This is a genomic window from Burkholderia puraquae (assembly GCF_002099195.1).
Classification (GTDB): Bacteria; Pseudomonadota; Gammaproteobacteria; order Burkholderiales; family Burkholderiaceae; genus Burkholderia; species Burkholderia puraquae.
The window spans coordinates 291202-314494 of sequence record NZ_NBYX01000001.1 but is presented as its reverse complement, the minus strand read 5'-3'; the positions used below and the strand labels follow the sequence as shown (position 1 = coordinate 314494).

17 protein-coding genes are annotated in these 23293 nt (G+C 68.9%); 7 read left to right on the top strand and 10 right to left on the bottom strand.

All coding sequences use genetic code 11. From position 1 onward, the window contains the following. Positions 1-34: 34 nt before the first annotated feature. From B7G54_RS01390 to B7G54_RS01375, 4 genes are read right to left on the bottom strand one after another with little or no spacing between them, the layout of a single operon-like run. Positions 35-4222 carry a bifunctional nitrate reductase/sulfite reductase flavoprotein subunit alpha gene (locus B7G54_RS01390; protein WP_085037415.1) on the bottom strand — a complete coding sequence of 1396 codons (4188 nt, stop codon included), beginning with the start codon at positions 4220-4222 and terminating at the stop codon, positions 35-37. Between the two features lie 16 nt (positions 4223-4238). After that, entirely contained in the window at positions 4239-4586 is a 348-nt protein-coding gene (nirD, locus tag B7G54_RS01385) for a nitrite reductase small subunit NirD (protein ID WP_046547994.1), read from the bottom strand. A 38-nt stretch (positions 4587-4624) separates the two neighbouring features. Then, on the bottom strand, positions 4625-7222 hold the full coding sequence (gene nirB, locus B7G54_RS01380; RefSeq protein WP_085037414.1) for a nitrite reductase large subunit NirB: 2598 nt from the start codon (positions 7220-7222) through the stop codon (positions 4625-4627). A gap of 21 nt (positions 7223-7243) precedes the next feature. Next, complete coding sequence (locus tag B7G54_RS01375) at positions 7244-8569, bottom strand: MFS transporter (RefSeq protein WP_085037413.1); 1326 nt, start codon at positions 8567-8569, stop codon at positions 7244-7246. A gap of 666 nt (positions 8570-9235) precedes the next feature. Here B7G54_RS01375 and cobA point away from each other — a divergent pair. The 7 genes from cobA (at position 9236) to B7G54_RS01335 (ending at position 15272) form a co-directional block, all read left to right on the top strand. Beyond that, positions 9236-10006, top strand: a complete 771-nt coding sequence (cobA, locus tag B7G54_RS01365) for a uroporphyrinogen-III C-methyltransferase (RefSeq protein WP_085037925.1) — start codon at positions 9236-9238, stop codon at positions 10004-10006. A 165-nt stretch (positions 10007-10171) separates the two neighbouring features. Then, positions 10172-10768, top strand: a complete 597-nt coding sequence (locus B7G54_RS01360; protein ID WP_085037924.1) for an ANTAR domain-containing response regulator — start codon at positions 10172-10174, stop codon at positions 10766-10768. Positions 10769-10773: 5 nt separating this feature from the next. Beyond that, complete coding sequence (locus B7G54_RS01355; protein ID WP_085037412.1) at positions 10774-11826, top strand: CmpA/NrtA family ABC transporter substrate-binding protein; 1053 nt, start codon at positions 10774-10776, stop codon at positions 11824-11826. A gap of 120 nt (positions 11827-11946) precedes the next feature. Beyond that, a complete protein-coding gene (locus B7G54_RS01350; RefSeq protein ID WP_085037411.1) occupies positions 11947-12546 on the top strand; it encodes a uracil-DNA glycosylase family protein in 600 nt (199 codons plus the stop codon). A 61-nt stretch (positions 12547-12607) separates the two neighbouring features. Further along, positions 12608-13387, top strand: a complete 780-nt coding sequence (locus B7G54_RS01345) for a YkgJ family cysteine cluster protein (RefSeq protein WP_085037410.1) — start codon at positions 12608-12610, stop codon at positions 13385-13387. Positions 13388-13506: 119 nt separating this feature from the next. Then, on the top strand, positions 13507-14448 hold the full coding sequence (locus B7G54_RS01340) for a helix-turn-helix transcriptional regulator (RefSeq protein WP_085037923.1): 942 nt from the start codon (positions 13507-13509) through the stop codon (positions 14446-14448). A gap of 125 nt (positions 14449-14573) precedes the next feature. Next, entirely contained in the window at positions 14574-15272 is a 699-nt protein-coding gene (locus tag B7G54_RS01335) for a fumarylacetoacetate hydrolase family protein (RefSeq protein WP_085037409.1), read from the top strand. A gap of 70 nt (positions 15273-15342) precedes the next feature. On the opposite strand, the gene B7G54_RS01330 is transcribed toward B7G54_RS01335, so the two are convergent. From B7G54_RS01330 to pdxR, 6 genes are all read right to left on the bottom strand, one after another. Further along, the gene (locus B7G54_RS01330) at positions 15343-16047 is read right to left on the bottom strand and encodes a DUF4303 domain-containing protein (protein ID WP_244289236.1); all 705 of its coding nucleotides are present in this window, start codon (positions 16045-16047) and stop codon (positions 15343-15345) included. Beyond that, the gene (locus B7G54_RS01325; RefSeq protein WP_085037407.1) at positions 16044-17255 is read right to left on the bottom strand and encodes an MFS transporter; all 1212 of its coding nucleotides are present in this window, start codon (positions 17253-17255) and stop codon (positions 16044-16046) included. The genes B7G54_RS01330 and B7G54_RS01325 overlap by 4 nt, the downstream gene beginning before the upstream one ends. Before the next feature lie 230 nt (positions 17256-17485). Further along, entirely contained in the window at positions 17486-19096 is a 1611-nt protein-coding gene (locus tag B7G54_RS01320; protein WP_085037406.1) for a trypsin-like peptidase domain-containing protein, read from the bottom strand. Positions 19097-19432: 336 nt separating this feature from the next. After that, positions 19433-20335, bottom strand: a complete 903-nt coding sequence (locus B7G54_RS01315) for a hypothetical protein (protein ID WP_085037405.1) — start codon at positions 20333-20335, stop codon at positions 19433-19435. A gap of 87 nt (positions 20336-20422) precedes the next feature. Further along, on the bottom strand, positions 20423-21268 hold the full coding sequence (locus B7G54_RS01310) for a CPBP family intramembrane glutamic endopeptidase (protein ID WP_085037404.1): 846 nt from the start codon (positions 21266-21268) through the stop codon (positions 20423-20425). 431 nt (positions 21269-21699) lie between these two features. Further along, positions 21700-23172, bottom strand: coding sequence for a MocR-like pyridoxine biosynthesis transcription factor PdxR (gene pdxR, locus B7G54_RS01305; protein WP_085037403.1), 1473 nt, complete (start codon positions 23170-23172; stop codon positions 21700-21702). Positions 23173-23293 lie beyond the last annotated feature (121 nt).

The following is a 23293-nucleotide window of genomic DNA, read 5'->3' as shown; positions in this document are numbered from 1 at the left end:
CCGTTCGACGCCCCTCGTTCCCCGCACGTTCGGATCAATACACGTCCCGCATGTAGCGCCGCGCCTTCGAAAGCCGCGCGACATAATCGTTCGCGGCTTCGTCCGACATGCCGCCATGCTCGGCGACCACCGCCTTCAGCGCCGCATCGACGTCCTTCGCCATCCGCGCCGCATCGCCGCACACGTAGAAGTGCGCACCTTCCTCGAGCCACGCGAACAGCTCGGCGCCCTGCTCGCGCATCCGGTCCTGTACATAGATCTTGTCGGCCTGGTCGCGCGAGAACGCGAGGTCAAGCCGCGTCAGGAAACCGCTGTCGCGCATCGCGCCCAGCTCGTCGCCGTAGTAGAAGTCGGTCTGCGCGTGCTGCTCGCCGAAGAACAGCCAGTTGCGCCCGCGCGCGCCGCGCGCGCGCCGCTCGTGCAGGAAGCCGCGGAACGGCGCAACGCCGGTGCCGGGGCCGACCATCACGATCGGCACGTCGCCGTTCACCGGCGGCCGGAAATGCGCGGACTTCTGCACGAACACCGGCACGCGGCCGTCGTCCGCGCGATCGGCGAGGAACGTCGATGCGACACCTTTGCGCGCGCGCCGGCCGTTGTGATAGCGCACGGCCGACACGGTCAGGTGGATCTCGCCCTGGTGCGCGCTCGGGCTCGATGCGATCGAGTACAGGCGCGGCTGCATGCGCTTCAGCATGCCGACCAGCTCCGCGCCCGACAGTTCGACCGGAAACTCGTGCAGCACGTCCGCGAGCTGCTGCCCCCACAGCCATTGCTTCAGGTCGCCCTTGCGGTCGTCGCCGAGCAGCGACTTCAGCGCGCCGTTGGTGCTGCGCGACGCGATGAACGCGAGCGTGTCCGGATGCGGGCGCGTGATGTCGAAATGACGCGCGAGCGCATCGCCGAGGCGCACGTCGCCGACGCCCGCCACCGGCACGGGGGCATCGGCCTTCAGCGCGGTGACGGACAGCAGTTCGTCGACCAGCTCCGGGCAGTTGGTCGGCCATACGCCGAGCGCATCGCCGGTTTCGTATTCGAGGTTCGCGCCTTCGGTCGACAGCGACACGTAGCGCGTGTCCTTCGCCGCGCCCGGACGGTTGAGCCGCAGGTTCGCGACGAGCTTCGACGGCGCCGGATGCGCCTTCGACGGCAGCAGCCCCGACGGGCTCATCCCGCCGGACGGCACCGCGTGCAGCGCGGCATCGGCCTCCTTGATCCGCGCGACGACGCGTTCGAGCCACTGGTCGGCATCGCGCTGGAATTCGACGTCGCAATCGACGCGCGCGCAGAGACGCGCCGCGCCGAGTTCCGCGAGCCGCGCGTCGAGCCGGCGGCCATGGCCGCAGAACTGGTCGTAGTTGCGATCGCCGAACGCGAGCACCGCGAAGTGCACGCCGTCGAGGCGCGCGGCGCTGCCGGCCTGCAGCGCTTCCCAGAATTCGCTGCCGTTGTCGGGCGCGTCGCCGTCGCCGAACGTGCTCGTCATCAGCAGCACGTATTGCGCGCCGGCCAGCGACGCCACCGGATAGTCGGACATGCACGCCGTGCGGATCTCGAAGCCCGCGTTCATCAGCTGCGTCGCGTAATCCTCGGTCAATGATTCGATGTTGCCCGTCTGCGATGCCCACAGCAGCACGACCTTCGGCCGCGTGCGCACGATCCGCACGCCGCCGGATGCGGCAGCGTCGGCCGGCAGCGCGGGCGCCGCGGCGATCTGCCCACTGACGGGCAGCGAGCGGCTGAACAGGCCCGCGAGCATCCCGTCGAGCCAGAACCGCACCGGCGGCGTCAACGGCGCGCTGGCGGGCAGCACGGGCACGCTGCCTTCGCGCCGGCCGGCGCTCGCCTTCAGCCCGCTCACGAGGCCGGCCACGTACAGCCGTTCGGTGTCCGTCAACGGTGGCGGCGCGAGGTCGGCCACGCCGAGCGCGGCCGCGAAAGTGTCGATGTCTGCCATGTCGGATTCCTGTGAAGCAGTCGCCTGCACCCGCGCCGGTGCGGGCCGCACGTCGTCGGCGCGGGCATCCGGTTGCGCCGTTTCTTCGTCGGCGGACGCGAACGCATCGGTCTCGACGCGCCGGAGCGCGACCGCGCAGTATTTCAGTTCGGGTTGCTGCGATTCGGGATCGATCGCGTCGTTCGTCACCGCGTTGATGCACAGGTCGTCGCCGTACACGTCGTTCCAGTGCATCGGCGCGAAGCAGTTGCCGCGCTGCACGCGCTCGGTCACGACGGCCGGCAGCACCGCGCGGCCGCGCGCCGAGCGGATCTCGACGCTGTCCTTCGCGGCGATGCCGAGCGCGCTCGCATCGTCCGGGTGCAGCTCGACGAACGGGCGCGGGTTGAGCTTGTTCAGCATCGCGACCTTGCCCGTCTTCGTCATCGTGTGCCATTGATGCTGCAGCCGCCCCGTGTTCAGCACGATCGGGAACGTGTCGTCGGGCAGCTCGGCCGGATCGACATGCGGCCGCGCGAAGAAGCGCGCCTTGCCCGACGGCGTCGGGAACGCAATGCGCGGCGCGTCGTTGCCGCCGGCGGCCGCGCGCAGCGGCTGGCTCACGCCGTCGTTCAGGTAGCGGATCGGGTGCCGCTCGCGCGCGGTGCCCGGTGCGACCGGCCACTGCACGGGCCCGTCGCGCAGCGCCGCGTGGCTCGCGCCGCGCAGGTCGTAGCCGGTCGCCGGATTCGAGAAGCGGACGATTTCGTCGAACACGTCGGCCGCCGACGCATAGTCGAACGCATCGCCGAAGCCCATCGCGCGCGCGACTTCCGCGACGATGCGCCAGTCGGGCAGCGCGTCGCCCGGCGGCGCGACCGCCGCGCGCATCAGCGTCATGTTGCGCTCGGAGTTGATCATCACGCCGTCGCCCTCGGCCCACAGCGCGCCGGGCAGCAGGATGTCCACGTAGCGGTTGGTCTCGGTGTCGAGGAATGCATCCTGCGCGATCACGAGCTCGGCGGCCTGCAACCCAGCGATCACGTTCTGCCGGTTCGGCACGGTTGCAACCGGGTTCGTGCAGACGATCCAGCATGCCTTGATATCGCCGGCCGCCATCCGCGAGAACAGGTCGACCGTGCCTTGCCCCGTCTCCTTGCGCAGCGTGCCGGCCGGCACGCGCCACAGGTTCTCGACGAACCGGCGATCTTCGTCGGACGCCACCGAGCGCTGGCCCGGCAGCCCGGGGCCCATGTAGCCCATCTCGCGGCCACCCATCGCGTTCGGCTGGCCGGTCAGCGAGAACGGGCCGCTGCCGGTGCGGCAGATCTTGCCCGTGGCGAGATGCAGGTTGCAGATCGCGTTGGTGTTCCACACGCCGTGCGTGCTCTGGTTGAGCCCCATCGTCCAGCAGCTCATCCATTCCTGCGCGTCGCCGATCCATTGCGCGGCGGTGCGGAGATCGGCCTCCGCGAGCCCCGTGATCGCCGCGACGCGCTCGGGCGTGTAGTCGGCGAGGAACGCGGGCATCGCGTCCCAGCCTTCGGTGTACGCATCGATGAACGCGCCGTCGGTGCGGCCGTTCGCATGCAGCAGGTGCAGCAGCCCGTTGGTCAGCGCGAGATCGGTGCCCGGCCGGATCTGCAGGAACAGGTCGGCCTTGTCGGCCGTGCCCGTGCGGCGCGGATCGACGACGATCAGCTTCGCGCCGGCCTTCACGCGATCCATCATCCTCAGGAACAGGATCGGATGGCAGTCGGCCATGTTCGCGCCGATCACGAAGAACAGGTTCGCGCGATCGAAATCCTGGTACGACCCGGGCGGGCCGTCCGCGCCGAGCGACTGCTTGTAGCCGGTGCTCGCGCTCGCCATGCAGAGGCGCGAGTTCGACTCGATGTTGTTGGTGCCGACAAAGCCCTTCGCGAGCTTGTTGACGAGGTATTGCGCCTCGATCGACATCTGCCCCGATACGTAGAACGACACGGCATCCGGGCCGTGCGCGTCGAGCACCGCGCGCATGCGGCGCGCAGTCTCGGCGATCGCGTCGCGGGCCGGCAGCGGCACGAGATCGTCCTCCCGCGCGCGCCGCACGAACGCGCGATCGAGCCGCCCGGAGCGGCGCAACGCGACGTGTGCCGACGAGCCCTTCGTGCACAGCCGCCCGAAGTTGGTTGGATGGTCGGCGTCGCCGGATACCTTGACGACTTCGCCATCCTCGACGTGCAGCACCATTCCGCAGCCGACGCCGCAGTACGGGCACACGCTCTTGACGGGGGTGGCGGTCATGCGCGCTCCGGGGCGATCAGGCTGCGATCCACACGAAGCCGTCCTCGACCCGCGACGGATACGCGCTCACCGACTGCTCGGGCGCCTCGAGGCATTCGCCGGTGCGCAGGTCGAAATGCTGCTTGTACAGCGGCGACGCGACGACGACACGCTCGCCGAGGCTGCCGATCAGCCCGCGCGACATCACGGCCGCCTGCGACACGGGATCGACGTTGTCGATCGCGAACACGCCGCCTGCTTCGGCATGCGCGACGTGAAAAACCGCGACCTGCTCGCCGTTGACGAGTGCACACACGCCGGTGTTCGGCACGATGTCGTCGAGCGGGCACACGCGGGTCCAGGACAGCGGAAGACGATCGTTCATGACGGGCTCCTTGGAAAAGACGCTGGTGTCGGTCAGGGTCAAGCGGTTGCGGGTTCGGTTACGGCTTGCGTCGCGCCAACGGCGACGACCGGAATCGACACGGGCTTGCCGCCCGTACGTTCGCCGGGCGTCGCGGGCCGGATCTGGCCGCGCGTCTCGACGAATTCGATGGTCGTATCCGGCGCGTCGCTGTTCACGAAGTGGCGGAAGCGCTTGCGCGTGTCGGGATCGGTGACGGCCTTCTTCCATTCGCACTCGTAGGTGTCGACCACGTGCTGCATGTCGGCTTCGAGTTCGGCGCCGATCCCGAGCCGGTCGTGCACGACGACGTCGATCAGGTAGTCGAGGCCGCCTTCGAGGTTGTCGCGCCACACGCTGGTGCGCTGCAGCCGGTCGGCGGTGCGCACGTAGAACATCAGGAAGCGGTCGATATAGCGGACCAGCGTGGCGCGGTCGAGGTCGGACGCGAGCAGTTCCGCGTGGCGCGGCTTCATCCCGCCGTTGCCGCACACGTACAGGTTCCAGCCCTTCTCGGTCGCGATGATGCCGACGTCCTTGCCCTGCGCTTCCGCACACTCGCGCGTGCAGCCGGACACGCCGAACTTGATCTTGTGCGGCGCGCGCAGCCCCTTGTAGCGGTTCTCCAGGTCGATCGCGAGGCCAACCGAATCGTCGACGCCATAGCGGCACCACGTCGACCCGACGCACGACTTCACGGTGCGCAGGGCCTTGCCGTATGCGTGGCCCGATTCGAAACCGGCCGCGATCAGCTCCTCCCAGATCGACGGCAGCTGCTCGACGCGCGCACCGAACAGGTCGACGCGCTGGCCGCCGGTGATCTTCGTGTAAAGGCCGTACTTCTTTGCGACCTGCCCCACGGCGATTAGCCCTTCCGGCGTGACCTCGCCGCCCGGCATGCGCGGCACGACCGAGTACGTGCCGTCGCGCTGGATGTTCGCGAGGTAGTAGTCGTTCGAATCCTGCAGGCTCGCGTGCTCCTTCTTCAGCACGAACTCGTTGAAGCACGATGCGAGGATGCCCGCGACGGCCGGCTTGCACACGTCGCAGCCGAGGCCGTGGCCATGCTTCGCGAGCAGTTCGTCGAAGGTCGTGATGCGCTCGACGCGAATCAGGTGGAACAGCGCCTGGCGCGAATGCGGGAAGTGCTCGCACAGATGGTTGTTGACCGCGAGGCCCTGCTTCTTCATCTCGGCCTTCATGATCTGCGTGACGAGCGGCACGCAGCCGCCGCACGACGTGCCGGCGCCCGTGCACGTCTTCAGCGCGCCGAGGCTCGTCGCGCCGTCTGCGACCGCCGTGCAGATCTGCGACTTCGACACGTTGTTGCACGAGCAGATCTGGGCGCCATCCGGCAGCGCGTCGACGCCGATCGCCGGCTTCGCGACGCCGCCAGACGACGGCAGGATCAGGAATTCCGGCGACTCGGGCAGCTCGATGCGGTTCAGCATCATCTGCAGCAACGTGCCGTACTCGGCTGCGTCGCCGACCATCACCGCGCCGTGCAGGAACTTGCCGCAGTCGGACACCACGAGCTTCTTGTAGACCTGGCGGCGCTCGTCCGCGTACTGGTAGGTGCGACTGCCGGCCGTCGTGCCGTGCGCGTCGCCGATGCTCGCGACGTCCACGCCCATCAGCTTCAGCTTCGTGCTCATGTCGGCGCCCGCGAATGCGGCTTCGGCCTCGCCCTTCGCACCGCCGCCGAGCTGCTTCGCGACCACGCGCGCCATGTCGTAGCCGGGTGCGACGAGGCCGTACACCATGCCGTTCCAGGCCGCGCATTCGCCGATCGCATAGATGTCCGCGTCGCTCGTGCGGCAGGCGTCGTCGATCGCGACGCCGCCGCGCGGGCCGATGTCGAGCCCGCATGCGCGGGCCAGTTCGTCGCGTGCACGAATGCCGGCCGAGAACACGATCATGTCGGTGTCGAGGTGCGAGCCGTCGGCGAACGCCATCCGGTGCGTGCCTGCCTCGCCATCGACGATCTCCAGCGTGTTCTTGCCCGTATGCACGGTCACGCCGAGCGCCTCGATCTTTGCGCGCAGCATCCGGCCGCCGCCGTCGTCGACCTGCACGGCCATCAGCCGCGGCGCGAATTCGACGACGTGCGTATCGAGCCCCATGTCGCGCAGCGCCTTCGCGCATTCGAGGCCGAGCAGCCCGCCTCCGATCACGACGCCGCGCTTCGCATGCGTGCCGCACGCCTGCATCGCTTCGAGATCCTCGATCGTCCGGTACACGAAGCAGCCGTCACGATCGTGCCCCGGCATCGGCGGCACGAACGGGCGCGAGCCCGTCGCGAGCACCAGCTTGTCGTACGCGAGTGTTTCTCCCGACGCGAGCGTGACCGTATGCGCAGCGCGGTCGATCGATGCCACTTGCGCGTTCAGGCGCAGGTCGAACTGCGGATGACGCTCGAAGAAGCCGGGTTCGACGAGCGACAGGTCGTCCGCCGACTTGCCCGCGAAGAATTCGGACAGGTGCACGCGGTCGTACGCCGGACGCGGTTCCTCGCCGAGCACGGTGACCTGCAGCGCGCCCGCGCTGCCTGCTTCCGCCGCGACGCATTCGAGGAGCTTGTGGCCGACCATGCCGTGGCCGATGACGATGACTTTCATGGTGACGTTTCCTTCGGTCGATCAGTTCGCGACGCCGCTGGCAGCCAGTGCGCGGTCGCGCAGCTCGGCTTCGCGTGCCTTGTGTTCTTCGCTGAAGCGCACGGCCATCGCGCACAGCGCGGTCGCGGTGACAGCCAGCCCGAGCAGGCTCAGCGTGTGCTGCACGTCGCCGACGCCTTTCAGCAGGAAGCTCGCGGCCACCGCACCGACGTTGCCGCCCGCGCCGACGATCCCCGCAACGCCGCCGAGTGCCTTGCGATCGATGAACGGCACCAGCGCGTAGGTCGCACCGCAGGCCATGTGCGTGAAGAGGCCGAAGGTGAGCATCGCGACAAGTGCGATGCCGACGCTTTGCGCATACGAGAACCAGACCAGCCCGAGCCCTTCGCCGACGATCAGCGCGCACAGCAGCATCGCGCGCACATCGAGGCTGCGGCGCGCGGCGATCTTGTCGGACAGCCAGCCGCCGAGCGCGCGGGCAAACAACGCGAGCAGCCCGAACAGGCCGACCGCGAAACCTGCGTCCTTCAGCGACAGGCTGAAGTGATCGACGTAGTACAGCGCGGCGATGTTGTGGATGAACACCTCGACGCCGAAGCACGCGCCGTACGTGACGAACAGCATCCACACGCGATAGTTGCCGCAGGCCGCGAAGAAGCTCGCCCAGCCGCCCTTCTTGCCGCTGTCGACCGTCACGCCTTCCTTGCGCAGCGCGACGAAGTCGCCTTGCGGGCAATCCTGCGTGAAGCGCCAGTACGCCCAGGCCATCACGAGCATCGCGGCGCCCGGCACGACCAGCGCGATACGCCACGACGAATCCTCGCCGAAGCCGAGCATCAGGCCGGCGGCGACGAGCAGCGGCATCAGCGCCTGCGTCGCGCCCGCGCCGGCGTTGCCCCAGCCGGCCGTCGTCGCGTTTGCGGTGCCGACCACGTTCGGCGCGAACATCACCGACGTGTGGTACTGCGTGATCACGAAGCCCGCGCCGATCGCGCCGATGCCGAGCCGGCAGATCAGGAACGACAGGTAGTCGTGCGTGAACGACACGGCGAACACGGGGATCGCGCCGAGCAGCAGCAGGCCGACGTACACGCGGCGCGGGCCGAAGCGGTCGCACAGCGGGCCGACCAGCAGCCGCACGGCGATCGTCGCGGCCACGGCCGCGATATTGATGTTGGCGACCTGTGCCGCTGTCAGGTGGAATTCGCGCGCGATCAGCGGCATCAGCGGTGCGCACGCAAACCATGCGAAGAAGCACACGAAGAACGCCATCCACGTCAGGTGGAACGCGCGCATCGGCGCGGTGCGGAAGCTGAAGAGATCGATACGGGTAGCTTTGTCGGTCATGTCATCCGCCAAACGAAAAACGGCGTCCTGCGCACCCGGTCTCGTCGAGACCCGATGCGTAGGACGCCGTTGCCCATGAAGCCCGTTGCCGGGCGCGTCTGTAATCGGTACTGCCGGACGAATCGCCATTGATCCGCCCGAGCCAGCCTACGCAAACGCCGTGCCATATCGACGCGAATCGGGCCCGCAGCCCCGCCGTGCAAGGCGCGACGGGCGTCGTGCGACGCGCGGCGACACGCGGCACACGATGCGCCGTGATGCAGCGAGGCACAGATGTGGTGCGCTGCAGCACTGTCGCCGTGCGACATCGCGGTGCGCGCTGACGGGGCACGACGCACGCCGATACCGCATTGCGGCTGCCCGTGCACGGCGGCCGCATGCGCACGCGAGGCCATCGCGCGGCGCGGTGCGCGCCGATTCCGCCGCGCCAGTGCGACGTGCCAGGGCGGTTGGCCCGGATATTGCTGAACCCGATGCATGACACCGGCAACGGCGCCGGTGGGCTGTCCCCGCAAACCATGTCCGTCGTACCGGCGGGCCGATCAGGACAACGGTGTCCCTCCCGTGCGCGGCACGGCCGGATGCCGTTGCGTTTCGACCGCCCGGCGCCGCCGCGCAAGACAACGCGCTATCGACCGCCGCATGCAGGCGGCACTGGAACACGACATGACGACAGGCAAAGTCACGCTGCTGGGCGCCGGCCCCGGCGATCCCGATCTCCTCACGCTGAAGGCCGTGAAGGCGCTGGCCGCTGCCGACGTGCTGCTGCTCGACGATCTCGTCGCGCCCGGCATCGTCGAACTCGCGCCGCAGGCACGCGTGATCCGCGTCGGCAAGCGCGGCGGCTGCCGCTCCACGCCGCAGGTATTCATCGAGAAGCTGATGCGCCGCTACGCGCTGCGCGGCGCGCACGTGGTGCGCGTGAAAGGCGGCGATGCGCTGCTGTTCGGGCGTGCCGGCGAAGAACTCGCGTCGCTGCGCGCCGCCGCGATTCCGGTCGAGATCGTCAACGGCATCTCGTCGGGCTTCGCGGCCGCCGCGAGCCTCGGCATCTCGCTCACGCACCGCGAGCATTGCCAGGGCGTCACGTTCGTCACCGCGCACCGCCAGGACCACGGCGAACCCGACTGGGCGCGGCTCGCGGCAACCGGCACCACCCTCGCGATCTACATGGGGATGAGCCGCGTCGACAGCATTGCCGCCGGCCTGCTCGCCGCGCTGCCGCCTTCGACGCCGGCAGCAGCCGTGCAATGGGCCGGCACGCCGGACGAACGCCGCTGGACCGGCACGCTCGGCGCGCTCGCGCGCGGCATCGCCGAAGCGCGGCTCGGCAGCCCGGCCGTGATCCTCGTCGGCGGCGCGATCGGCGAAGCGGCCGTGCAAGCCGTTCCGGATGCGGGCGCCGCGGTGGCAACGGCGTTGTCCCGGGCCGCGTAGCATGCGCGACACCACGCGGCACCGGCCGCCCACCTATCATGAAGACAGCGGCACCGTTCTCGCCGGCCGCCGGGCCGCCGCGCGCGGCACCGACACGATGTCCGCACGGCGTCGCAGCCCCCGATGCTCGCATCGCGCCACGATTTCGCCGCCTCCGTTCGCGTCATGAGTACGTCTGCTTCTTCCACCCGCCTGCGCGTGCTGCTCGTCACCGACACCGACAAACCGATCGGCGAACTCGGCGACGCGCTCGCGCACCTCGGCTACGAGATGCTGAACGACGTCGCAACGCCCGCGCGCCTGCCGGCAGCCGTCGAGGAGCAGCATCCCGACGTCGTGATCATCGATACCGATTCGCCGTCGCGCGACACGCTCGAGCAGCTCGCGGTCATGCACGCCACCGCGCCACGCCCCGTGCTGATGTTCAGCCACGACTCGAACCAGTCGCTGATCCGCGCGGCCGTCGGCGCCGGCGTCAGCGCATATCTCGTCGAAGGGCTGTCGGCCGAGCGCCTCGCGCCGATTCTCGAAGTCGCGCTCGCCCGCTTCTCGCACGACGATGCGCTGCGCCGCCGGCTTGCCGACGTCGAGCGCGAACTCGCTGAACGCAAGCTGATCGACCGCGCGAAGCGCCTGCTGATGGACCAGCGCAAGCTGTCCGAACACGACGCGTACGCAGCGCTGCGCAAGCGCGCGATGGATCAGGGCCTGCGCATCGTCGACGTCGCGCGGCAACTGCTCGACGCGTCACCCCAGTCATGAACGCCATGGATACCTCATCTCCCGCCGCGCCGGAACGCGCACATCTTCGCCTCGGGTTCGTCGCGCTGAGCGACGCGGCCCCGCTGATCGTCGCGCAACGCCTGAACCTCGGCGCACGGCACGGCCTCACGCTCGAGCTCAGCCGCCAGCCGTCGTGGGCCGCCGTGCGTGACAAGCTGCTGAGCGGCGAGCTCGACGCGGCGCATGCGCTGTACGGGCTCGTCTGCGGGCTGCAGCTCGGGATCGGCGGCCCGCAGGCCGACATGGCCGCCCTGATGGTGCTGAACCGCAACGGCCAGGCGATCTCGTTGTCGCGCGGCCTCGCCGACGCGTATCGCGACAGCGGCAGCGTACGCGACGCGTTCGCGACGCTCGGCCGCAAGCCGCTCCTCGCGCAGACGTTCCCGACCGGCACGCACGCGATGTGGCTGAACTACTGGCTCGCGTCGCATGACGTCGATCCGCTGCACGACGTGCGCAGCGTCGTGATCCCGCCGCCCGAGATGGTGGCCGCGCTCGCCAGCGGCGAGCTCGACGGCTTTTGCGCCGGCGAGCCGTGGCATGCGGTGGCCGAAGCCTGCGGCGCGGGGCGGACCGTGGCCGTGACGAGCGAGATCTGGCCCGATCATCCGGAGAAGGTGCTCGCGGCCCGGCGCGATTTCGTCGCGCTGTATCCGGCCACCGCCCGCGCGCTGATCCGCACGCTCGTCGATGCCTGCGCATGGCTCGACAGCCCCACGCACCGTCGCGAGGCGGCCGACTGGCTCGCGTCGCCCGACGCGCTCGGCGTGCCGGCCCGGCTGATCGCGCCGCGCCTGCTCGGCGACTACGGATCGGGGCCGTTCGCCGTGCCGCCGCTGCCGCTCCGCTTCCACGACGGCGGCACCGTGAACCGCCCCGATCCGCGCGAAGGCGAGTGGTTCCTGTCCCAATACCGGCGCTGGGGCATGCTCGACGGTTCGCACGACGACGCGGGGATTGCCAGCGCGATCGCGCAAACCGCGTTGTATGATGCTGCCGTCGCCGAAGGCGGCGCGCCGGGCCCGTCGCGGGCGTGATGCGCGCCGCGTGATGCAGGCGGCGCGCTCCCGCGCCACGCCTGTCCGGGCCGCCTGCCGGCGCCCGGCACGCATCCCTCGGGTGACGCCGCATGACTACCCCGTCCCCGATCAGATTCGATGCCGAAACCCACGCGCGCGCCGCTCGACGTGCTGCTCACTGAAATCCGCGCGTGCCGTGCCTGCGAAGCCGACCTGCCGCTCGGCCCGCGCCCCGTCGTGCGTGCCCATCGCGACGCACGCATCCTGATCGTCGGGCAGGCGCCGGGCGCGCGCGTCCATGCGAGCGGCATCCCGTGGGACGACGCGAGCGGCGAGCGGCTGCGCGGCTGGCTCGACGTCGACCCCGACACGTTCTACGACGAGACGCGCTTCGCGATCGTGCCGATGGGCTTCTGCTACCCCGGCCGCGGCGCAAGCGGCGACAACCCGCCGCGCCCCGAATGCGCGCCACTGTGGATCGACCGGTTGCTCGCCGAGCTGCCGTCGGTCCGGCTCACGCTGCTGATCGGCCAGTACGCACAGCGGCATTTCCTGCGTGATACGCGCAAGGCCACGTTGACCGACACCGTGCGCGCATGGCGCGACTATGGCCGCGACGTGTTGCCGCTGCCGCATCCGTCGCCGCGCAACCAGGCGTGGTTCAAGCACCACCCCTGGTTCGACGCCGACGTCGTGCCCGAGTTGCGGCGCCGGGTCGCGCCGCTGGTCGCCCGGTAAACGAAACCGCTGCCCTCTCGCGACGCGTCGCAACACCCCCGTTATCCGTATCGAATCAACCATGAACGACACCCCCACCGACCTTGACTTTGCCTGCAACGGCTGCGGCGGATGCTGCCGCGACCTGCGCATTCCGCTGACGATCGACGAGGCCACGGCGTGGCTGCAGCGCGGCGGCCATGTGGAGCTGCTGTGCGACGCGATGCCGTGGCTCGTCGAGCCCGAGCCCGACAACGCGTTCGCCGCGTACAAGCGCGCGCGCTCGACCGCCGCGCTCAGCGGCACGCTACCCGTCCGCATCACGGTCATGCTCACCGCAACCCATGCCGGGCCGTGCCCGAACCTGCGCGACGACCTGCGGTGCGCGATCTACGACGAGCGCCCGCTCGTGTGCCGGATCTATCCGGCCGAAGTGAATCCGTTCGTGCCGCTGGTGCCGGGCGGCAAGCAATGCACGCCCGATGCGTGGCAGCAGGCACCGTTCGTCCGCGGCGGCACGATCGTCGATGCGGCTACCCGCGAGAACATCGCGCGCTCGCGTGCGGCGAGCGAAGCCGAGACGCCGCTGCGGGCGCGGCTGTGCACGGTGCTGGGGATCGATACGGCGGCCGTGGCCAACGAGGGGTTCGCGATCCATGCGCCGCCGGCCGCTGCGCTGCTCGCCGCGCTGACGGAGCTGCGCGCGTCGGCGCCGGCCGGCGCCGACGACGCCACCGCCTGGACGCTGGTGTCGAACCGCACGTCGACGGTGGAGACACTCGCTTCGGTCGGCGCGGCAAGCCAGCGCGCAGGCGGCGGCAGCTCGCACGCCCGTTATCTCGGCTTCCACCCGGACGAATGATCGCCGCGCGGCACGCCGCGAGCGACACCGGGCAAAGCAGCACGGCCGCATCGATCGCGGTCGCGCCCGGTTCGCTGTACCATCGCGGCTCAACCGCGTCACGAACAGCAGAATCCTTCATGCCCTCCACCGCCCCGCCGCGCCTGTACGGGATGCCCGAACGCAGCGACCGGCTCGACTTCTACATCCGCGACCAGGCGTCGCGCCAGGCGATCACCGAGCCGCACCGGCACGCGTATTTCCAGATCCAGTTCAATCTCGGCGGCGACACCGAGCAGCGGATCGGCGGCGTCACGCGGCCGTTTCCGCGCGGCGCGCTCGCGTTCGTGCTGCCGCACCGCGAGCACCTGATCCCGCATCCGGAAGGCGCGCACTTCATCGTGATCAACTTCAGCCAGGCGTTCCTGCGCGCCGATCTCGACGTCGACCCGCTCGATCTCGAGGACGTGCCCGCGCACCGCTTTCCCGAGCTGACGCCGTTCCGCTTCCAGGAACACCTCGACTTCATCCTGACCGGCGACACCTACGACGAAGCGCGCCGCCTCGCGCTGTGCATGCTCGACACCGATCGCGTGCGCACGTTCGGCTCGACCACGCTGCTGCGCGGCTACCTGCTGCAACTGATCGGGCTCGTCTGCACGCAGTACGCCGGTGCGCTCGACAAGCTCGCGCAGCGCGGCGCCCAGCGCGCGGGCCGGCGCGACGCACTCGCGCGCGTGATGCGGCATGTGCGCGCCAACCTGACCCGCGAGGACCTGACGCTCGCCGCAACCGCCGAGGCCGCGTTCCTGTCGCCGAACTATCTCGCGCACCTGATCCGAAAGGAAACCGGCAGCACCTTCACCGATCTCGTGACCGAGCGCCGGATCGCGCTCGCGCAGTCGCTGCTGGCCCACACGAGCCGGCGCATCGCGGACATCGCGCGCTCGGTCGGCTTCCGCGACGAAGGGTATTTCGCGCGGCGCTTCCGCGCGCGGGTCGGCGTGTCGCCGAAGGCGTACCGCGACGCGAATGCCGCGCTGCCGGACGGCGACGACGCACCGGCGGCGGCCGACGCGTAGTTTTGTCCCGGTAAAACGCAGTTGCGTCGCATCCGGCCGCGCGGGCGTCGGGTATCGTTGCACGCATGCCGGCCCATGCACCGCATGGGCGCGGCATCCGTCTTCCCACCGAACGAGGCCATCCGATGTCTGCTTATGTCATCGACGCTGCCGAGCGTCCTTCCGTCGAAGTCGAACAGTCGTCCGCGCGCTTTCCGGTGCGCCGCGTCTTCTGCGTCGGCCGCAACTATGCCGACCACGCGCGCGAAATGGGCGCCGATCCCGACCGCGAACCGCCGTTCTTCTTCACGAAGCCGGCCGACGCGATCGTCCCGGCCAGCGGTACCGTCCCCTATCCGCCGCTGACGAACGACCTCCATCACGAAATCGAACTGGTCGTCGCGATCGGCAAGGACGGCCGGTCGATCGACCCGGCCGACGCGCTGTCGCACGTGTGGGGCTACGGCGTCGGCGTCGACCTGACGCGCCGCGACCTGCAGGCCGAAGCGAAGAAGCTGAGCCGTCCGTGGGACTGGGCGAAGGGCTTCGACGCATCGGGCCCCGTGACCGCACTGCGCGCGGCGTCGGCCACCGGCCACCCGGCAACGGGCCGCATCTGGCTCGCGGTCAACGGCGAAACGCGCCAGCAAGGCGACCTGGCCGACATGATCTGGGCCGTGCCCGATGTCATCGCATATGTATCGCGCTCGGTCGAACTGAAGGCCGGCGACCTGATCTTCACCGGCACGCCGGCCGGTGTCGGCGCGCTGCAGCCTGGCGACCGCGTCACCGGTGGCGTCGACGGCGTCGCGACGTTCGAGTTCGTCGTGGGCGCGAAGCCGTAAGCCATCACGAAGCACGCAGCGCGCATGGCGGCCGCCCGCCCGGGGCCGCCGTGCGATATCCCGATGCCGGTCAGTCGTAGCGGCGCAGGAACGCGTCGGCGACGGCCGGCGGATTCAGCACTTTCGCCGATTCGTTTTCCAGCGCCTCGGCAGCGTCGTCGTCGCTGATCGACACGAACAGCGTGATCGCCGCCCTTTCGTCGCCCGTGCCGAACAGGCCTTCACGGTCGAGCAGGCGCAACGCCCCGATCATCTCGGTGTGCAGTTGCCGCGAAAATTCCGAGAATCTCGACCGGACAAACTGCGGGCTCAGCAAGTCATCGGCGAGCTTGCCGCAGATCGCATTGAACGGCGACGCTTCGGCCGCCGCGTATGCCCATTCGGAAAAGCCCCACACATACCACGGGTCGTCGTCCGGGACGGCCTGTTGCTCGCGGATCCGGCGCAGCCCCTCGACCGAATTGGCCGCCGGCACCACCGTCATCGCGCCGCTGTCGGTATACAGCGCAAACGCGTAGAAATGCTCGTCCGGGTGCAGCGCCCGCAGTGCCCTGAATGTCGCTCGCGCGGCGTCGGCAATGTCCCGCTGGAAATCAGAAAAGTCGCTCATCCCATCCTCGTCCAGTCGCCCGGCGCGCGTCGGAAAGTACGCGGCGCGCGGAGCGTTCGTCGTCCCCCCGGTATTCGACCGATTGTCCGCCAATCGCCCGCAGCACGGTAGCGTGCCTGTACCCGCCCCCGGCTCCGCACGGCGACGCCGTGCGCCTGCGTTCACCGCCCGACGTCCCGCGCATCGAACACCCGCACGCCGACAGCCGCCGCCAGCGCGATCGCGGCCGACAGCAGCATCATCGCAAGCGGCGCATAGCCCGCGTTACCGGGTGTCAGCACCGCGCCCGTCAGCGACGAAAGCGCCGCGCCGCCGGCGATCGTCATCGCGCCGGCCAGCCCCGACGCGCTGCCCGCCAGTTCCGGGCGTACCGACACCGCGCCGGCATGCGCACCGGGATTGGTCAGCCCGTTGCCGATGCCGACCAGCACGCACGGCCCGAACCACGCGATCGCGTGCGTCGCGCCACCAACCATCAGCGCGAGGCCGGTCAACGGCCCCGCGCACGCGACGACGCGCCCGCACAGGATCGTCGTGGCCAGCGCGTAGCGGCGCGCGTAACGCGCGGCCAGGAAGCTGCCGCACACGAAACCGGCCGTGATGGTGCCCATGTAGAAGCCGATCTCCGCGGGCGCGATGCCGAACACCGTTTGCGCGGCGAGCGGCGCGCCGGCCAGGAACGCGTAGAACGAGCCGGTCGAAAACGCCATGCAGAGCGCATAGGCCCAGAAACGGCGCGCACGGAGCAGCGCCGGATAAGCGCGAAGCTGCTGCCCGAGGCTCGACGACCGGTTCACATGGGTTTCGACGAGATCGAACGCACACCAGACGAACAGCGCGACGCCGGCCGCGCCGAGCAGCCAGAAGCTCGCGCGCCAGCCCGCCGTCTGGTCGAGCACACCGCCGAGCGTCGGGCCGAGCATCGGCGCGAACGCGGCCGCCATCGCCGCATAGCCGATCCGGCTCGCCGCGCGCGCACCGCCGCCGGTGTCCCGGATCGTCGCCATCGACACGGGATAGACCGACGTGATCGCCGCCTGCATCAGCCTGCATGCCAGAAACGCCCGAATGTCGGTCGCCATCGCGCAGCCGAGCGAGCCGAGCGCGAACACGCCGACGCTCGCCAGCACCACCGGGCGCCGCCCGAACCGGTCCGACAGCGGCCCCATCACGAATTCGAGCGACGCGGCCACCGCCGCGTAACCGCCGAGCGACAGCGCGACGAGCGCATAGTCGGCGCGCAGGTCGCGCGCGATGGCCGGCAGCGACGGCAGGAACAGGCTCAGCGGCAGCACCGAGCACGCGCACAGCAGGATCAGCGTCGCGTATCTCGGCGACGCCCGTTCGGAAGCGATCGGCGGGTTCGATTGCAAGCGGATGCCCTCCGCACACGTGCCGCGCGGCCGTGCGCAATGCAAAAAAAAGCCCCCGAACGAGTCGGGGGCGCATGGGTGCCGGCGCGGTGCCGCTACCGGACCCTGCGCCTGTGGACGACTACGATGAAGATGGCTGCTTTCATGCCGGATGGCTCCTGAATGCCTGGCTGGCTACTGCGCCCGATACCGCACGATGGTAGGCGGACGATACCGGCCGCGTCAACGTCCTAACGCGCACGCACCGACACGAACTTGCGCGCGTTGTTGCGCTGGATCAGCACCGCGATCACGCTGCCGCCGTTCGCTTCGAGCGACTGGACGTCGTCGGGCGTCTCGAGCAGCGTGTCGTTGAGCTCCAGCACGACATCGCCCGGCTGGATGCCCGCCTTGGCTGCCGGGCCGTGCACCGCGTCCACCATCATCCCGACGGCGAGCCCCGTCGAACGGCGCTCGTCGTCGCTCAGCGCATGCATCGTCAGCCCGAGACGGTCGCCGCCGTCGGCCGCGCCGGCCCCCGGCCCCGGCCCCGGCCCCGCTCGCGCAGCCGCCTTCGGTGCGGCCACGCCGACGGCCGGGCCCGCGTTGCCGGCGGCCTCGTCGGCGCCCATGATCGTCAGCATCACCGGCGCGCGGTTGCGGATCAGCCGCAGCGGCGCCTTCTGGCCGGGCGCCAATGCGGCGGCGAGGTCGTTCAGCTCGGCCGAGCGGCCGATCGTCTTGTCGCCCAGCTTCACGATCACGTCGCCGGGCTTCACGCCGGCTGCAGCGGCCGGCGAGCCGGGCGCGACGCCGTTGACGAGCGCACCCGCCGGACGCGGCAGCCCGAACGCCGCGGCCAGCCCGATCCCGACATCCTGCACGTCGACGCCGATCGCATTGCCGGACGACGACTCGCCCGGCGCCTGGGACTGCTGCGCCTGCGCCTGCATCTGCTTCTGCAGTTGCGCACGCACCTTTGCGGCAAACGCGATCGGGATTGCGAACGTCATGCTTGCGTAGCGATCGGCGCCCGTATAGACCTGCACCGCGATGCCGATCACGTCGCCCGCGCGATTGAATACGGGGCCGCCCGAGTTGTCGGGGTTCGGCGCGATGTCGGTTTCGAAGAACGGGAACGCGCTGCCGTCCGGCAGCCGATGCGACGTCGCGCTGACGATGCCGGCCGTGACCGTGTTGCCCGATCCGTCCGGCGCGCCGATCGTCATCACCGGCTCGCCCGCGCGTACCTTCGACGAATCGCCGACGCGCACGAACGGCAGTTTCGTCGCGTTGACGCGCAGCACGGCAACGTCGCTTTGCGGATCGACGGCCAGCACGGTCGCCTTGAATTCGCGGCGATCGGTGAGCCGCACCGTCACGTCGGTCGCATCGTCGACCACGTGCGCCGAGGTCAGAATCAGGCCGTCGGCGCTGACGATGAAACCCGAGCCGCTGCCCGATACCGCACGCGGCGCCGTGTCGGGTGCCGGTGCCGGTGCCGGTGCCGGTGCCTGAGCTTGCGCCTGCGGGCCCTGCGCGGGCGGCGGTGCGTCGCGCCGGAAGAACGCGGCGAGCGGATCGTCGGGATCGAGGATCGTGAAGGAAGGGCCTCCGGCCTGCTGGTCGGGTGCGACGGTCATGACGGTCACGACCGCCGGGCCGTAGCGGTCGACGATCGCCGGAAAATCGACCGGCATCGCGTAAGGCGCAGCAGCCGGCCGTTGCTTCAAGGTGTGTGGCGTGACGGGCGGCGAGAAGGTTCCGGCAAGGACGGCCGGCCGGGGCAACAAACAGCCGGCAAACACGCCCCCGATCAACGCGGTGCGAAGCACGGCGCGAGCAAGCGTCTGGCGAACCACGGTGCACCTCCCCCGGGAGTCGCGGCGCCGACATGCGCGAGACGCGCAGGCACCCGACAAGCACCGGTACACGCATCCATTTATAGTCCACTCGGCCTGTTCGAACCTACGAATCGAAACCCGAATGCCGGACGGCGCGGCAAGCGCGGAGCCGCGACGGCATTCGTTTCGAACAAAGTGCGCGGTTCGTCAATCCGCACATCCACCACACATCGACACGAGCGCAAGCGCCGGATCATTGCCGGCAGTCGCGAGCGTCATCGTTGCGGCCTGCTACGGACCGTCCGCCTGTCACGCATCACTGACAGGCGGCACGCACGCCTGCGCCGGCCCGGCTCAGTGGCACGAGAGGATCACCACCCCACCAACTCCTTGCGTGCTCGGCAACGCAGCCGAGTAACCCACAGCCACCAGCGGCTGCGTTGCGTCGTGTCCGACGACGATCGACTGAATCGACGCGGGCCCGGTGGTCTTCAGTACACCGTTCAATGGCACCTGCGTGTACGTCAGCCCGTATTGATCAGCCGCCAGCTTGATCGTCAGGTTCAGCGTGGTGAGCAGGCGCGTGCCCGGATCCAGCGTGGCCGAACTCGCAACAAGGGTACCGGCCGTGCTGCCGTCGTTGCTCGCCACCGTGTCGGCAATCACCTGGGTACATGCAAGCGGGCCACCCGTGGCAGGCAACGACAGCGGCGTACCGACCGCATAGTGAACGCCTTGCGTATCGGTATAGGTATTGCCGTCGGTATCCATCGCTCGATTCCAGCGGCCGATCGCAACATCGGTGCCGACGCCCTGGATATCGGTGACGGCGCCATGGTCGAGCCCAAGGCAATCGGTCGCCGCAGACGACGATGCCAGCGTCGTGAACGCGCCGCTTCCCTGTTGCACCAGGCTCGCGGCAGGCACACTGGCCGCCGTCATGTTGCGGTTTTTCGCGTATTCGCCCGGCAGATTCGGCACCACGAGCACCGCCAACTGGCCGTTATTCGCCGTGACCGGAGACGCAGCACCCGAATAGCTGAAGTTGCCGTTCGGCCGGCATGCCGCCTGGGCTGACGGTGGCGGGGAAGAATTCGCCGGCGGAACCGCAGGCGACGTGGCAGTCGGCGTCCCTCCCGTATTGTTGTTCGATGCGTTGCTTCCCGTATCGACGGCGCCGTCATCGCCACCGCCGCATGCCGTCAGCAGCAACGCGGTACTTGTCACACCTGCCAACCAGACCTGCTTTCCCCACATGACTTACCTCGATTTCTCGTTTTGGATAACTACCGTGCAACACCAGCATCCAGTGAATTCACCGGAACGCTTGCCGACACAACATTCTCAACGCAAGCCGCTGCTGCCTGGCGCGCTTGCTTGAGCCAATCTCAGCGCATCGAGCGACTTGGCCAGAAGACACGCGCCAATCACGCCTGCCGCGAGCGCGCCAAACCACCACGATGCGGGCCAGATGGCCAAAAGGCTCTCCCTGGAAAATTCGAATGGCGTTTTCAGTGCGACGATCACCACGGCGGTGTTGTAGCAGGCGTGGATCAGGATGCCCGGCAGCAGCGACCGGGTGGCCGCGTATAGTTTCCCGATCAACAATCCGAGTCCGAATGCCAGGACGAACTGATACACGTTCAGATGTGCAAGACCGAACACGGCAGCCGAATGCGCGATGGCCGTTCCCGTCGGATACTGTTGCAAAAAGCTGCGCAGCATCACGCCGCGAAACAGCATTTCTTCAAGTAGCGGCGCAATCAGGCAGGTCAACACGATCAGGCCAAGCCCGCCGTTCGTGTAAACCTCGCGGGCGTCATATCCGCTTCCGCCCCAAGGGAAAAACTGCCCGACGCCGACTTCGATCACGCTGACCGCCACGATCAATCCCGGCGTCATCAGCAAGATGGGGACGAAAAATCGTCCGAGCGTCGATCGCCAGGAATCGACGCTGTCATGCAGCAGGCTTCGGTAGGTCAATTTGCCGTGGTGAAGCAGCACCGTAAATACGAGCCCGTTCGCGAGCACCCGGCCGATACTGGCAATCGCCATCGGTTGAAGCCCGGCGCTTCGGCTGATCGACCAGATGATCGAATTCATCAGGTACTCGATCATGATCAGCACGACGACGATAAAAAACGCCTCCAGCAAATTCGGGAAGCAATAGCGGTGCGAATCGGATCTCATCGAGATTGATATAGTTTTTCGAACGGCATCCGTGATGACCACAGTCTCGGTTGTCTGCCGCGGATCTCACGGCGATCAGTATTATTATTTCCCCGGGCACACTGCCAACGCGGCTCGCCAAGGCTCTCCAGACCATCGCCTTCTGGAGTCGATCCATTATGGAAACCATCGATCACGGAATACAAAACCGGGGCGGCGCGAACGGCCGATCATTATTCTGCGCGAAGTAACCGTTTGTTACGATGAATTCATCGTCGCTCATCCCATTAGTACTTGCAAGCACCGTTGACCATTTTTGACGATCAAGACCGCAGCACGTTCAGCTCGGGGGAGCGAGACCAAAAATCGGCGAATATCAACCTTGTTTTTAAAAATTTAATATTTAAAAGGTTAACGCAATATATTGTCGCGATTGAATGGCGCGTCTCACCTCAATCCCCGCCCACCCGCTCCGCGATTGCAGACAGCATCCGCAACATTGGCTCGAATGCGTCGGCCGGCGTATTGCCGAAACCGAGCACGAGCCCGTTGCCGCCTGATGCCGCATCGATCGAAAAACCCGACAGCGGGAACGGCCCGATGCCGTGCGCACGCGCCGCGTCGACGATTTCGCGATCGCGGTAGCGCGCAGGCAGCCGCAGTGCGAGATGCAGCCCGCACGGCCCGCCCTCGATCTGATGCGGCACGCTCAGGCTGCCGTCGAGCGCGGCGAGCAGCAATCGCCGCCGGTCGCGGTACAGCCGGCGCATGCGGCCGAGATGGCGGCCGTACTCGCCCGTCTCGATGAAATCCGCCAGTGCGAGCTGCACGTGGCGTGCCCCGCCGCGCAGCATTTCCGGCAGCACCGGCCGCACCGCGGCCAGCAGCGCGTCGGGCAGCACGAGAAAACCGATCCGCAGCGCCGGAAACATCGTCTTGCTGAACGAACCGAGATAGACGACGGGCGAATCGGGCGCGAGCCCGTGCATCGCGCCGATCGGCTCGCCGGTGTGACGGAATTCGCTGTCGTAGTCGTCCTCGATGATCCACGCACGATGCCGGCGCGCGGCATCGATCAGCGCGAGCCGGCGCGAGATCGACAGCACGGCCCCGGTCGGGAACTGGTTCGACGGCGTCGTATAGACGAGGCGCGGCGTCCGCTCGCGCCAGTCGTCTTCTTCCGCGCGCAGCCCTTCCGCGTCGACCGGCATCGGCACGACGTCGAGGTCGGCCGCCTGCATCGCGGTGCGCGCGCCGCGATAGCCGGGCTCCTCGACCCACACCGTATCGCCCGGGTTCGTCAGCAACTGCGCGCACAGCGCGATCGCACCCTGTGCGCCTTCCGTGATCACGATCTGCTCGGGGTCGCAGCGCACGCCGCGCGTCACGGCCAGATGGCGTGCAATCGATTCGCGCAGCGCGGGCTCGCCGAGCGGATCGCCATAGCCGAGCAGGTCGCGGCCGGCGCGGCGCAGCGCGCGGTCGATCGCGTGGCGCCACGCGTCCACCGGAAAATGCGTCAGCGCGGGCACGCCCGGCCGGAAGCCCTCCGATTCACCGCTGCCGATACGGCTCGGGCGAATCCGGCCGAGCCGCTGCGCGACGGCCGGCGGCGCAGCACGCCGGTGCGGCGGCGCCGGCCGCGACAACCCGACGACCCGCGTGCCGCGGCGGTCGGACAGCAGGAAGCCTTCAGCGACGAGCTGCTCGTAGACGGCGGCCGTCGTGTTGCGCGACACGCCGAGCATCTCGGCCAGCGCGCGCGTGCCGGGCAGCCGCGTGCCGGCCGGCATCGCGCCGCCGAGAATCGCATCGCGCACGCGGCGCAGCAACTGGCGCTGCAGCGAAGGCGCGCCCGGCGTGCGCGCCAGCGGCGCGTCGAGCGGCAGCAACGGCGCGTCGCCGGAAGGAAGGACAGTCGTCATCGGAACATCGCAACGTGAAAGTGTCGGAACGGGGTGGACGGCCACTGGTTCGCGGTTCGTGGTTCGCGCCCCGTAACCCGTGGCACCACAAATTTGCCGATCTCTGGCGCTTCTCATGGTA